This is a genomic window from Pseudomonas parakoreensis (genome assembly GCF_021602155.1).
Lineage (GTDB): Bacteria > Pseudomonadota > Gammaproteobacteria > Pseudomonadales > Pseudomonadaceae > Aquipseudomonas > Aquipseudomonas parakoreensis.
Genome location: NZ_BQHY01000001.1, coordinates 356486 through 369590, shown reverse-complemented (window position 1 = coordinate 369590; position 13105 = coordinate 356486). Strand labels below are relative to the sequence as shown.

The following is a 13105-nucleotide window of genomic DNA, read 5'->3' as shown; positions in this document are numbered from 1 at the left end:
CGGTTGTGGATAAGGTTCTGAGCTTCAAACAAGGTCGCGTGCCGTTGCTGATCAGCATGCCTCACGCTGGCGTACGTCTGACCCCGGCGGTCGAGGCCGGATTGATCCCGGACGCGAAAAGCCTGCCGGACACCGACTGGCACATTCCGCAGCTTTACGATTTTGCCGAGGCGTTGGGCGCCAGCACGTTGGCCGCCGAGTACTCGCGGTTCGTCATCGACCTGAACCGCCCGTCCGACGACAAACCGCTGTACGCCGGCGCCACCACCGGGCTGTACCCGGCAACGCTGTTCGATGGCATTCCGTTGTTCAAGGAAGGCAAGGAGCCGTCGAAAGAAGAACGCACGACGTACCTGGAACAGATCTGGACGCCGTACCACCGCACCCTGCAGCAAGAGCTGGCGCGGTTGAAGGCCGAGTTCGGCTATGCGCTGCTGTTCGACGCGCACTCGATCCGCTCGGTCATCCCGCACCTGTTCGACGGCAAACTGCCGGATTTCAACCTCGGCACCTTCAACGGCGCCAGTTGCGATCCACAACTGGCGACGCGACTGGAAGCCATCTGCGCCCGTCACGACCCTTACACCCACGTGCTCAACGGGCGCTTCAAGGGCGGCCACATTACCCGCCATTACGGCAACCCGGCCGAGCACATCCACGCCGTGCAACTGGAGCTGTGCCAGAGCACCTACATGGAAGAGTTCGAACCGTTCCGCTACCGCGCCGATCTGGCAGAGCCGACGCGGCTGGTGCTCAAAGCGTTGCTGCAGGGTTTGCTTGCCTGGGGCGAGAGCCACTACCAAGCCTGAACACAGACCCACAACCCCCTGTGAGAGCGAGCTTGCTTGCGAAAGCATCGTGTCAGTCGATTATGAGATGACTGATTCACCGCATTCGCGAGCAAGTTCGCTCCCACGAGAGGGCGGTGTTCCGTCCGGGTCGCCGCTGTGCAAAACACAGTCGCCACCGTTCATCTTTCCCTCTCGTCGCCTGCGTAATGTTGCGGCCACGGTGCACCAGACACCGACCTGACAATAATCTGCTGCCGCACGAGAACTCCCGAATGAAAAAGCTCTTCACTCGTTGTGCGTTAATCCTCACCGGCAGCGCGCTGTTCAGCGCTGGCGTCATGGCCAATGACGACGCCTCCTGCAAAACCGTGCGCATGGGCGTGGTCAACTGGACCGACGTGATCGCCACCAGCGGCATGGCCGATGTGTTGCTCAATGGTCTCGGCTACGACAGCAAGCAGACCAGCGCAGTGCAGCAGATCATCTTTGCCGGCATTCGCGACAAGCGTCTGGACATCTTCCTCGGCTACTGGAAACCGGCGATGGACAACAACATTGCGCCCTTTCTCGCTGCCAACCAGGTCAAAGTCCTGGACAAGCCGAGTCTGGCGGATGCACAGGCGACGCTGGCGGTACCGGATTACGTGGCGGCGGCCGGGTTGAAAACCTTCGCCGACATCGCGAAGTTCAAGGATCAGTTGGGCGGCAAGATCTACGGCATCGAGCCGGGCAGTGGGGCCAACACCACCATCAAGAGCATGATCGAGACCAACCACTTCGGTCTGAAGGATTTCAAGATCGTCGAGTCCGGTGAGGCAGGCATGCTCGCCGCTGTACAACGCGCGGTGAATCGCAAGGAGTTTGTGGTGTTCGTCGGCTGGACCCCGCACCCGATGAATATCAACATGAAGATCACCTACCTGACCGGCAGCGAAGACGTCTACGGCCCCAACGAAGGCGCCGCCACCGTGTCCACCGTGACCGCGCCGGATTACGCCGAACGCTGCCCGAACGTCCATCGCCTGCTGCAAAACCTGACGTTCACTGCCGCCCAGGAAAGCCAGCTGATGGTACCGATCATGGCGCGCAAGACGCCGCAGGACGTGGCAAAGAACTGGCTGCGTGAACACCCCGAGGATCTGCAGCGCTGGCTGGCCGGGGTCAGCAGCTTCGATGGCAAGGATGGCGTGGGGGCCGTTCAGGCCAGTCTGAAAAACTGATGAGCCATTATCCGCTGACGCCGGCCATGGCGGCCTTCGTTACCCGAACCGAAAGTTTCGTCAGTGATGACAGCAGTCTCGCAGGACTGCGCCAGGCCTATGACGCCATGTGTCGGGCCTTCACCCCTGAACGGCCCGCAGGGCTGGAGGTCGTCGACTTCCAGTTGAGCGGCGTACCGGTGCGTTCCTACCGGCCGCCGCTCAAGCCACCGGCCAGCGGCTGGCCTTGCGTGTTGTACTTGCATGGCGGTGGTTGGGTCGTCGGTGGGCTCGACTCGCACGACTTCATCTGTTTCGAACTGGCCATGGCGCTGGGGGCGATGGTGGTGGCGGTGGATTATCGGCTGGCGCCAGAACATCCATACCCGGCGGGGTTCGAAGATTGCCTGAGTGTCTGGCGCGCGTTGCGCAGCGGGCCGTTCTGGTTTGACCCGCAGAAACTGCTGGTAGCCGGCGACAGCGCCGGTGGCAATCTCGCCGCCGCGTTGTGCCTGGCGTTGCGCGATGCCGACGAGGCGATGCCGGCGGCTCAAGTGCTGATCTATCCCGGCCTTGGCGGTGACGACCGGTTGCCGTCACGCAGCGAATGCGCCGATGCACCGTTGCTCGGCAGCCATGATGTGCACAGCTATCACGCGTTATACCTGCGCGGCAGCCCTCGGCCGGATGCTTATGCCATGCCGCTGCTCGCTGACGATTTCAGTGGATTGCCGCCAGCCTGGATCGCCGTGGCGCAATTCGATCCGCTGCGCGACGACGGCGTGCGCTACGCTGAACGACTGGCCAGCGCCGGCACAGACGCTTCGCTTTATTACGGCGAAGGGCTGGTGCACGGTTGTTTGCGTGCGCGAGGTCAGGTCGCCGAGGTCGACCGGCTCTACGAACACCTGTTGAGGTTCATGGCTGACAAATTGTGACTGCGTGCGGGCATGCTCATTGATGTAAATCGGGTTTATGATGCCGGACGGCAGAATAATAGAAGTCCCCCCAGGGATGACCTCGACCCCTTACGGAGCACGCAATGCAGACATTGTTTCCGCAGATCAAACCCCATGCCCGGCACGATCTGGCTGTCGATGACACCCACACGCTGTACGTCGACGAAAGCGGTTCGCCGGAAGGCTTGCCGGTGGTGTTCATCCACGGTGGTCCCGGCGCCGGTTGCGACGCGCAGAGCCGTCGCTATTTCGACCCGAACCTGTATCGCATCGTCACCTTCGACCAGCGCGGCTGCGGACGCTCCACCCCCCACGCCAGCCTGGAAAACAACACCACCTGGGATCTGGTCGCCGACCTCGAACGTATCCGCAAGCACTTGGGCATCGACAAGTGGGTGCTGTTTGGCGGTTCGTGGGGCTCGACCCTGGCGCTGGCCTACGCGCAAACCCATCCGGAGCGTGTTCACGGTCTGATCCTGCGTGGGATCTTTCTCTGCCGTCCGCAGGAAATCGAGTGGTTCTATCAGGCCGGTGCCAGCCGTCTGTTTCCTGATTACTGGCAGGACTACATCGCGCCGATCCCGCTGGACGAGCGCGACGATCTGCTCAGCGCTTTCCACAAGCGCCTGGTCGGTAACGATCAGATTGCCCAGATGCACGCGGCCAAGGCCTGGTCGACGTGGGAAGGGCGCACCGCGACCCTGCGGCCGAACCCGCTGGTGGTCGACCGTTTCTCCGAGCCGCAGCGCGCCCTGTCGATCGCGCGGATCGAATGCCACTACTTCACCAACAATGCGTTCCTTGAACCGAACCAGTTGATCCGCGACATGGGCAAGATCGCTCATCTGCCGGGGGTGATCATTCACGGTCGCTACGACGTGATCTGCCCGCTGGACAACGCCTGGGAATTGCATCAGGCCTGGCCGAACAGCGAGCTGCAGGTGATTCGCGATGCTGGCCACGCTGCCTCCGAGCCAGGTATTACCGACGCGCTGGTGCGTGCCGCGAGCAACATGGCCCGCCGCCTGCTCGATCTGCCGCCAGAAGAAGCATGAAGGGGCTGCTACAGCGCGTGCGCGGTGCGCGGGTCGAAGTCGCGGGAGAAATAGTCGGCGCGGTGGATCAGGGTTTGCTGGTGCTGGTGGCGGTCGAACCCGACGACACCCGTGCCAGTGCCGACAAACTTCTGCATAAGCTGCTTAACTATCGGGTATTCAGTGACGCCGAGGGCAAGATGAATCTGTCCCTGGCGGATGTGGGCGGCGGGTTGCTGCTGGTCTCTCAGTTCACCCTGGCTGCCGACACCAAGAGCGGGTTGCGTCCGAGTTTCTCGACCGCGGCCCCTCCGGCATTGGGCGAGGAATTGTTCGACTATCTATTCAGCAAAGCGAAACAGATGCATGGCACTGTGGCATCAGGTAGATTCGGCGCGGATATGCAGGTGCACCTGGTCAACGATGGCCCGGTCACCTTCCTGTTACAGACATGAAAGCGCTTGAAACATCTTTTCAAGGGCTTTTCGACTGAAAACAGGCGTTTTTCGCGATAAATACTTTGTTACCCCTGATGCGTTGTCACGCGGGCTACTGGATAATCGCGCGCTATGGGGATCAGCGTTCGCTGGTCCATTTTTGACTTAGGTAGAGACTTGTCTGGATCCGATTGGGGAATCATTTTGCCCCAGCGGAGTCGGAACAATGCTCGCCAACCTGGCATGAGCGGTCTGTACGGCCATTTTTGTCAGCATTATTTCGAGGGCCAGGGAGCCAGAGACAAGGCGCCGCGACGAGTCATAGCCCGCTATGGCGAGGAGCGGCAACGCAGTATCTGGCTCTCTGGAACCGAAATAAGCTGACGAAAATGGCCACACAGACGGCTTGCTGGCCGTTGGTTTTTTGATCTGTTTTCGGCGAGGGTTGCTCGTGATTGTTAGTCCCTGTAATGCAGCAAAAATGTCTGCCAAACGCATGCGAAGTGCCCTGGTAGCGGGTTCGGCGCTCCTGTGCCTGCTCAGCGCCGGCCAGCTTTGGGCGTTCAATCTTGACGATGTATCAGCCAAGGCTAAAGAGCTCGCCGGGCAGAAATTCGAAGCCCCGCGCAGCAACCTGCCGAACGAATTCCGCGACATGAAATTCGCGGACTATCAGAAAATCCGCTTCCTCACCGAAAAGGCTGAGTGGGCCGATCAGAAGACCCCGTTCAAGCTGTCCTTCTATCACCAGGGCATGCACTTCGATACGCCGGTGAAAATCAACGAAATCACGGCGAACACCGTCGAAGAGATCAAATACGATCCGACCCGTTTCGATTTCGGCGACCTCAAGTTCGATCCGAAGGCCACCGAGCAGCTGGGCTACGCCGGTTTCCGCGTGCTGTACCCGATCAACAAGGCCGACAAGCAAGACGAAATCATGACCATGCTTGGCGCGAGTTACTTCCGCGTCGTCGGCAAGGGTCACACCTACGGTCTGTCGGCCCGTGGTCTGGCGATCGACACCGCGCTGCCGTCGGGCGAAGAGTTTCCGCGTTTCCGCGAGTTCTGGATTCAGCAGCCGAAGCCGGGCGACAAGCACCTGGTGATCTTCGCCCTGCTCGATTCGCCGCGCGCCACCGGTGCCTATCGGCTGATCCTGCGTCCGGGCAGCGACACCATTGTCGACGTCAAGGCGCAGATGTTCCTGCGTGACAAGGTCGGCAAACTGGGCATCGCGCCGTTGACCAGCATGTTCCTGTTCGGCGCCAACCAGCCGTCGAAAGTCCTCAACTACCGTCGTGAACTGCACGACTCCAGCGGTCTGTCGATCCATGCCGGCAACGGCGAGTGGATCTGGCGTCCGCTGAACAACCCGAAACACCTGGCCGTGAGCAACTTCAGCGTCGAGAACCCGCGTGGTTTCGGTCTGCTGCAGCGTGGCCGCGACTTCAGCCACTACGAAGACCTCGACGACCGCTACGACAAGCGTCCAAGTGCGTGGATCGAGCCGAAGGGCGAGTGGGGCAAGGGCACCGTTGATCTGGTAGAGATTCCGACCGCTGACGAAACCAACGACAACATCGTTGCGTTCTGGAGCCCGGAAACCATGCCGGAGCCGGGCAAGCCGCTGGACTTCGCCTACCGCCTGCACTGGACCATGGACGAAGCGGCGATTCACGCCCCGGACAGTGCCTGGGTCAAGCAGACCCTGCGTTCGACCGGTGACGTCAAGCAGTCGAACCTGATTCGTCAGCCGGATGGAAGCGTTGCTTACCTGGTCGACTTCGAAGGTCCATCGCTGGCAGCCCTGGCGCCGGATGCCGACGTACGCAGTCAGGTCAGCGTTGGCGATAACGCCGAACTGGTCGAGAACAGCGTGCGCTACAACCCGGAAACCAAGGGCTGGCGCCTGACCCTGCGGATGAAGATCAAGGACGCGAGCAAGTCCACCGAGATGCGTGCTGCCCTGGTCCAGCCAGTGGTCACCGCTGATCTGGCCAAATCTTCGGTACCGGCGTCGAATTCGTCGGTGGCCAAGGCTGACAAGATCGCCGCCAAGCAACAAGAGAAGGAAGACAAGGAAGCCAAGGCCGCTGAAGCCAAACAGGCCGACGCCAAGCCCGCCGCAGATGCCAAGGACAAGGCCAACAAAGACGCCAAGCAGCCAGCGGCTGCGAACGCGGCCCCAGCCACACCGGAATCGGCACCGACTGAAGAAGTCCTGACCGAGACCTGGAGCTATCAGTTGCCTGCCGATGAGTAACTCTCAAGTACAGCCAGAAACTCTGTCGGAGTATCTGGCGCATCTGCCGATGACCGACGAGCAGCGCGCGGAACTCGCGGGCTGCCAGTCTTTCAGCGAACTGCACCAGCGCCTGTCGTCGCCAACGTTCGACGCCCCTGCCGAAGCCGCCCAGGCTTCGGTGGGCAAGCGCCTGACCCTGAGCACCGCAGAGGAACTGGAAGAGGCGGAGATGCTGGTGCTCGACGCCAGCGGCCGGGTCGCCATGAAGGCGACGCCGCCCATCCACCGGACCAAAGTCGTGCCGGAACCCTGGCGCACCAATATTCTGGTGCGTGGCTGGCGCCGTCTGACCGGTCGCACCAACCCGCCGCAGCCGCCAAAAGATGCGAATGTGTTGCCGGCCGCGCGCTGGCGCACCGTCGGTTCGATCCGTCGCTACATTCTGTTGCTGCTGATGCTCGGCCAGACCATCGTCGCCGGCTGGTACATGAAAGGCATCATGCCGTACCAGGGCTGGTCGTTCGTCGATCTTGAAGAGGTCCTGCACCAGCCGCTGCTGCAAACCGCCACGCAAGTGCTGCCGTATGCGCTGCAAACCAGCATCCTGATTCTGTTCGGGATTCTGTTCTGCTGGGTGTCGGCCGGCTTCTGGACGGCGCTGATGGGCTTCCTCGAGTTGCTCACCGGTCACGACAAATACCGTATCTCCGGCAAAAGCGCCGGCAACGAGCCGATTCCGAAAGACGCTCGTACTGCGCTGGTGATGCCGATCTGCAACGAAGACGTGCCTCGGGTATTCGCCGGTCTGCGCGCCACCTTCGAGTCGGTCGCGGCCACCGGTGATCTGGATCGCTTCGACTTCTTCGTCCTGAGCGACAGTAACGACACCGATATCTGCGTCGCCGAGCAACAGGCCTGGCTGGACGTCTGCCGCGAAGCCAAGGGCTTCGGCAAGATCTTCTATCGCCGCCGTCGCCGTCGTGTGAAACGCAAGAGCGGCAACCTCGACGACTTCTGCCGTCGTTGGGGCGGTGACTACAAGTACATGGTCGTGCTCGACGCCGACTCGGTGATGAGCGGCGAGTGCCTGACCAGTCTGGTACGCCTGATGGAAGCCACGCCGGACGCCGGGATCATCCAGACCGCGCCACGTGCGTCGGGCATGGACACGCTGTATGCGCGCATGCAGCAGTTCGCCACCCGCGTCTACGGTCCGCTGTTTACCGCCGGTCTGCACTTCTGGCAGTTGGGTGAATCCCACTACTGGGGTCACAACGCGATCATTCGCATGAAGCCGTTCATCGACCACTGCGCCCTGGCGCCGTTGCCGGGCAAAGGTGCGTTTTCCGGGGCGATTCTGTCCCACGACTTCGTTGAAGCCGCGCTGATGCGTCGTGCCGGTTGGGGCGTGTGGATTGCCTACGATCTGCCGGGCAGCTACGAAGAACTGCCGCCGAACCTGCTCGACGAACTGAAGCGTGACCGTCGCTGGTGCCACGGCAACCTGATGAACTTCCGCCTGTTCCTGGTCAAGGGCATGCACCCGGTGCACCGTGCGGTGTTCCTGACTGGCGTGATGTCGTACCTGTCGGCGCCGTTGTGGTTCTTCTTCCTGGTGCTGTCGACCGCGCTGCTGGCGGTGAACACGCTGATGGAGCCACAGTACTTCCTTGAACCGCGTCAGCTTTATCCGCTGTGGCCGCAATGGCACCCGGACAAGGCGATCGCGCTGTTCTCGACGACCATTGTGCTGCTGTTCCTGCCGAAACTGCTGAGCATCATCCTGATCTGGGCCAAGGGCGCGAAAGAGTTCGGTGGCAAGTTCAAGGTGACCCTGTCGATGCTGCTGGAGATGCTGTTCTCCATGCTGCTGGCGCCGGTGCGGATGATTTTCCACACCCGTTTCGTCCTGGCCGCGTTCCTCGGCTGGGCCGCGACCTGGAACTCGCCGCAGCGTGACGACGACTCCACGCCATGGAGCGAGGCGGTCAAGCGCCACGGTCCGCAGACCCTGCTGGGTTTCTGCTGGGCGCTGCTGGTGATCTGGCTGAACCCGAGCTTCCTGTGGTGGCTGGTGCCGATCGTCGGTTCGCTGATGCTGTCGATCCCGGTGTCGGTGATTTCCAGTCGTGTCGGTCTGGGCCTCAAGTCCCGTGACGAGAGCCTGTTCCTCATCCCCGAGGAATACAATCCGCCACAGGCACTGCTGGCCACCGATCAGTACACCCATGAAAACCGTTGGCACGCACTGAACGACGGCTTTATTCGTGCGGTGGTCGATCCACAGCAGAACGCCCTGGCGTGTTCGCTGGCGACCTCCCGTCACGGTCAGGCCGAGCCGATCGAGTGGCTGCGTCAGGAGCGTGTGCGTCACGCGATCAAGGTCGGTCCGGCCGGGCTGAGCAACCATGATCGCCTGCAACTGCTGAGCGATCCGGTGGCCCTGGCCCGTCTGCACGAGCAGGTGTGGGCCGAAGGTCACGCCGAGTGGCTGGACGCATGGCGGGCCTCGGTGAAAGCCGATCCCCACGCGCCGCTGCTGCCGTTGCGACCGCTGAGCATGCAGGCTCAGCCGGCCTAAGAAAAAGCCCCGCCAATGCGGGGCTTTTTTTAAAAGATCGCAGCCTTCGGCAGCTCTTACAGGGTTATGCGCACACCTGTAGGAGCTGCCGGAGGCTGCGATCTTTTGCTTTTAAAACCCTCCCTGCAACAACAAATCCCCGCAAAAAACCTTGTGCAAACGGACGAGTGCGTTAGCATCCGTCCCCGAATTGGCGCACCCGGGCATTTTTGCCCATCACGGCTGGTTTTCGCGCCGCACATGCAATGGTTTTGGGGACTTGAAGATGAAGAAGTATCTGTCGATGCTGCTGGTCGGCGTCACGGCACTGGTTGCAGTCAATGCGGCGCACGCCGGTGCAATCGATGACGCGGTCAAGCGCGGCACGTTGAAAGTCGGTATGGATCCGACCTACATGCCGTTCGAAATGACCAACAAGCGCGGCGAGATCATCGGCTTCGAAGTCGACATCCTCAAAGCCATGACCAAGGCCATGGGCGTCAAGCTGGAACTGGTCTCCACCGGTTATGACGGGATCATCCCGGCGCTGATGACCGACAAGTTCGACATGATCGGCAGCGGCATGACCCTGACCCAGGAGCGCAACCTGCGCCTGAACTTCAGCGAACCGTTCATCGTGGTCGGCCAGACCTTGCTGATCCGCAAGGAGCTGGAAGGCACCATCAAGTCCTATAAAGACCTGAACACCGCCGACTACCGCATCACCTCCAAGCTCGGCACCACCGGTGAGATGGTCGCCAAGAAGCTGATCGCCAAAGCCAAGTACCACGGCTACGACAACGAGCAGGAAGCCGTGCTCGACGTGGTCAACGGCAAGGCCGACGCGTTCATCTACGACGCACCGTACAACGTGGTCGCGGTGAACAAGGTCGGCGCCGGCAAACTGGTGTTCCTCGACAAGCCGTTCACCTACGAGCCGCTGGCTTTCGGTCTGAAGAAGGGTGATTACGACAGCCTCAACTTCATCAATAACTTCCTGCACCAGATCCACGAAGACGGCACCTACGATCGCATTCATGACAAGTGGTTCAAGAGCACCGAGTGGCTCAAGGACATGGAATAAGCCCGGTCGTTGTGGCGAGGGAGCTTGCTCCCGCTCGGCTGCGAAGCAGTCGTAAACCGGTTGACTCGTTGTACCCGACGTTGCGCGGTGGCTGATTTCAGGGCTGCTGCGCACCCCAGCGGGAGCAAGCTCCCTCGCCACAGAGGGAGCGAGCATCCTGATCGATATGGATTTGCTCTTAGATGAAACAGAAAAAAGCCCAATGGCCCTGGCACGTCCTGACCGTGCTGGTGCTGGTCGGCCTGGCGGGCGCGTTGTATTACGCCACGTCGCTGATGTCCTACGAATGGCGCTGGAACCGCGTGCCACAGTACTTCGCCTATCAGGCCGAAGAGTCCCAGCGCGCCAGTGACATTTCCACCGTCACCGAACTGGTGCGCAAGGGCGGCAGCGCGCAGGTCACCCTGCGCAACGACGCCGGTGACGAGCAGCACCTGACCGTCGACGAAAACAGCCTGCAATTCGCTCAGGGCGACGATGTGGCCGAAGGCGACGTCGTGGGCGTGACCCGGCATTGGGCGGCAGGGCCGCTGCTGTGGGGGCTGTGGACCACGCTGTGGCTGTCGGTGGTGTCTGGGGTACTCGGTCTGCTGATCGGTCTGGTCACCGGGCTGTGCCGCTTGTCGAGCAACCCGACCCTGCGCGACCTGTCGAGCATCTACGTCGAACTGGTGCGCGGCACGCCGCTGCTGGTGCAGATCTTCATTTTCTACTTCTTCATCGGCACGGTGATGAACCTGTCCCGGGAGTTCGCCGGGATCGCCGCGTTGTCGCTGTTTACCGGCGCGTACGTGGCCGAGATCATCCGCTCCGGTGTGCAGTCGATTGCCCGTGGCCAGAACGAAGCGGCCCGTTCGCTCGGTCTAAGCGCCGGCCAGTCGATGCGCCATGTGGTGCTGCCGCAAGCGTTCAAACGCGTGCTGCCACCGCTGGCCGGACAGTTCATCAGTCTGGTCAAGGACACCTCGCTGGTGTCGGTGATCGCGATTACCGAGCTGCTGAAAAGCGGCCGTGAAGTTATCACCACCTCGTTCTCGCCGTTCGAAATCCTGTTCTGCGTTGCTGGCCTGTATCTGTTGATCAACCTGCCGCTGTCGAAAATCGCCAGCCGGCTTGAGCGGAGGCTCGCGCAAAGTGATTGAAGTCCGCGATCTGGTAAAAGTCTTCGACACCCGTGGTCAGGTAGTGCGGGCGGTGGATAACGTCACCACCACAGTGGCCAAGGGCGAAGTGCTGGTGGTGATCGGCCCGTCCGGCTCCGGCAAATCGACCTTCCTGCGCTGCCTCAATGGCCTGGAAGCGTTCGACTCGGGTTCGGTGAGCATCGACGGCCTGCAACTGGCCGACCCGAAAACCGACGTCAACGCCTACCGCCGCGAAGTCGGCATGGTCTTCCAGCATTTCAACCTGTTCCCGCACATGACCGTGCTGGAAAACCTCTGCCTGGCGCAGAAGGTCGTGCGCAAGCGCGGTCAGAAGGAAAGTGAAGCCAAGGCCTTGGCGTTGCTGGAGAAGGTCGGTATCGCGCAAAAAGCCCGCGAATACCCGTCACGTCTGTCCGGCGGTCAGCAGCAGCGCGTAGCGATTGCCCGGGCGCTGGCGATGGACCCGAAAGTGATGCTGTTCGACGAGCCGACATCGGCCCTCGACCCGGAAATGGTCGGTGAAGTGCTGGATGTGATGAAGAACCTGGCCGTGGAAGGCATGACCATGGTCTGCGTCACGCACGAAATGGGCTTCGCCCGGGAAGTGGCGGATCGGGTGCTGTTCTTCGATCACGGCAAATTGCTGGAAGATGCGTCCCCGGCGGAATTCTTCGATGCGCCGAAGGATCCGCGGGCGCAGGCTTTCCTGCGTCAGGTCTTGTAACGGCGGCGTTCTCCCGGACGCCATCGCTGGCTAGCCAGCTCCCACAGTAAATGGGTTGAACACGAACTTTGTGAACGACTGGAAACCTGTGGGAGCTGGCTTGCCAGCGATAGCATCACCTCGGTCCACAGTGAACCGAGGTCGATGGATCACCTCAAACCTTGAACCGCCCCACCAGCATCTGCAGATGCGTCCCCAGCCGCGCCAGCTCAACGCTCGACGCCGCCGTCTCTTCACTCGCCGCCGACGTCTGATCCGATACATCCCGCACATTCAGCACACTGCGGTTGATCTCTTCAGCCACGGCGCTCTGCTGCTCTGCCGCTGCGGCAATCTGCTGGTTCATCGCCTGAATCGCCGACACGGTACGGGTGATGCTTTCCAGCGAGCCACCGGCGCGGCGGGTCAGTTCGACGCTGCTGTCGGTCAGGCTGCGGCTGTTGTCCATGATCGTCGCCACTTGCTGGGTGCCGGTCTGCAGGCCGACGATCAGCTCTTCGATTTCTTCGGTGGACTTCTGCGTGCGCTGGGCGAGGCTGCGCACTTCATCGGCGACCACCGCAAAGCCACGCCCGGCTTCACCGGCACGCGCCGCCTCGATGGCGGCGTTCAGCGCCAGCAGGTTGGTTTGCTGGGCCACCGACTTGATCACGTCGAGCACGCTGCCGATCTTGTCGCTCTCGCGCTTGAGTTCGCCCATAGCCTCGGTGGAGTGGCCAACCTCGGTCGCGAGGCGCTCGATCTGCGCGATGGCTTCACCCACCACTTTGTCGCCTTCGCGGGCCTGCTGGTCAGCAGCGACGGCCGCTTCCGAAGCTTCCTCGGCGTTGCGCGCGACTTCCTGCACCGTGGCAGCCATTTCGTTCATGGCGGTGGCGACCTGGTCGGTTTCGACTTTCTGATTGTTGACCCCGGCGCTGGTCT

The 13105-nt window shown here is 61.5% G+C and carries 11 protein-coding genes; 10 read left to right on the top strand and 1 reads right to left on the bottom strand.

All coding sequences use genetic code 11. The features are described 5' to 3' along the window. Positions 1-5: 5 nt before the first annotated feature. The 10 genes from hutG (at position 6) to L6D63_RS01500 (ending at position 12181) form a co-directional block, all read left to right on the top strand. A complete protein-coding gene (hutG, locus tag L6D63_RS01545; RefSeq protein ID WP_047290872.1) occupies positions 6-809 on the top strand; it encodes an N-formylglutamate deformylase in 804 nt (267 codons plus the stop codon). A gap of 254 nt (positions 810-1063) precedes the next feature. Next, positions 1064-2011: a choline ABC transporter substrate-binding protein gene (locus L6D63_RS01540; RefSeq protein WP_047290873.1), complete on the top strand. Its 948-nt coding sequence runs from the start codon at positions 1064-1066 to the stop codon at positions 2009-2011. After that, the gene (locus L6D63_RS01535; RefSeq protein WP_131670920.1) at positions 2011-2928 is read left to right on the top strand and encodes an alpha/beta hydrolase; all 918 of its coding nucleotides are present in this window, start codon (positions 2011-2013) and stop codon (positions 2926-2928) included. Before L6D63_RS01540 ends, L6D63_RS01535 begins: the two co-directional genes overlap by 1 nt. 104 nt (positions 2929-3032) lie before the next feature. Further along, positions 3033-4004 carry a prolyl aminopeptidase gene (pip, locus tag L6D63_RS01530; RefSeq protein WP_003220824.1) on the top strand — a complete coding sequence of 324 codons (972 nt, stop codon included), beginning with the start codon at positions 3033-3035 and terminating at the stop codon, positions 4002-4004. Then, complete coding sequence (gene dtd, locus L6D63_RS01525; protein WP_041071491.1) at positions 4001-4438, top strand: D-aminoacyl-tRNA deacylase; 438 nt, start codon at positions 4001-4003, stop codon at positions 4436-4438. Before pip ends, dtd begins: the two co-directional genes overlap by 4 nt. A gap of 463 nt (positions 4439-4901) precedes the next feature. Then, positions 4902-6686 carry a glucan biosynthesis protein G gene (locus L6D63_RS01520; RefSeq protein WP_161794907.1) on the top strand — a complete coding sequence of 595 codons (1785 nt, stop codon included), beginning with the start codon at positions 4902-4904 and terminating at the stop codon, positions 6684-6686. Next, entirely contained in the window at positions 6679-9249 is a 2571-nt protein-coding gene (mdoH, locus tag L6D63_RS01515; RefSeq protein WP_131670921.1) for a glucans biosynthesis glucosyltransferase MdoH, read from the top strand. The genes L6D63_RS01520 and mdoH overlap by 8 nt, the downstream gene beginning before the upstream one ends. Before the next feature lie 265 nt (positions 9250-9514). Continuing rightward, positions 9515-10312: a transporter substrate-binding domain-containing protein gene (locus L6D63_RS01510; protein WP_095667758.1), complete on the top strand. Its 798-nt coding sequence runs from the start codon at positions 9515-9517 to the stop codon at positions 10310-10312. 182 nt (positions 10313-10494) lie between these two features. Then, a complete protein-coding gene (locus tag L6D63_RS01505; protein WP_041071503.1) occupies positions 10495-11454 on the top strand; it encodes an amino acid ABC transporter permease in 960 nt (319 codons plus the stop codon). Next, positions 11447-12181: an amino acid ABC transporter ATP-binding protein gene (locus L6D63_RS01500; protein WP_041071506.1), complete on the top strand. Its 735-nt coding sequence runs from the start codon at positions 11447-11449 to the stop codon at positions 12179-12181. Before L6D63_RS01505 ends, L6D63_RS01500 begins: the two co-directional genes overlap by 8 nt. A 154-nt stretch (positions 12182-12335) precedes the next feature. Here the strand turns inward: L6D63_RS01500 and L6D63_RS28710 are convergent, their stop codons facing one another. Further along, on the bottom strand, positions 12336-13049 hold the full coding sequence (locus tag L6D63_RS28710; RefSeq protein WP_373557750.1) for a methyl-accepting chemotaxis protein: 714 nt from the start codon (positions 13047-13049) through the stop codon (positions 12336-12338). Positions 13050-13105: the final 56 nt, after the last annotated feature.

Bases quoted from the DNA above. Each gene is read 5' to 3' on its own strand.
- L6D63_RS01540 (WP_047290873.1), top strand. From the start codon at position 1,064: ATGAAAAAGCTCTTCACTCGTTGTGCGTTAATCCTCACCGGCAGCGCG.
- L6D63_RS01520 (WP_161794907.1), top strand. From the start codon at position 4,902: ATGTCTGCCAAACGCATGCGAAGTGCCCTGGTAGCGGGTTCGGCGCTC.
- mdoH (WP_131670921.1), top strand. From the start codon at position 6,679: ATGAGTAACTCTCAAGTACAGCCAGAAACTCTGTCGGAGTATCTGGCG.
- L6D63_RS01510 (WP_095667758.1), top strand. From the start codon at position 9,515: ATGAAGAAGTATCTGTCGATGCTGCTGGTCGGCGTCACGGCACTGGTT.
- pip (WP_003220824.1), top strand. From the start codon at position 3,033: ATGCAGACATTGTTTCCGCAGATCAAACCCCATGCCCGGCACGATCTG.
- L6D63_RS28710 (WP_373557750.1), bottom strand. From the start codon at position 13,049: ATGAACGAAATGGCTGCCACGGTGCAGGAAGTCGCGCGCAACGCCGAG.
- L6D63_RS01535 (WP_131670920.1), top strand. From the start codon at position 2,011: ATGAGCCATTATCCGCTGACGCCGGCCATGGCGGCCTTCGTTACCCGA.
- L6D63_RS01505 (WP_041071503.1), top strand. From the start codon at position 10,495: ATGAAACAGAAAAAAGCCCAATGGCCCTGGCACGTCCTGACCGTGCTG.
- dtd (WP_041071491.1), top strand. From the start codon at position 4,001: ATGAAGGGGCTGCTACAGCGCGTGCGCGGTGCGCGGGTCGAAGTCGCG.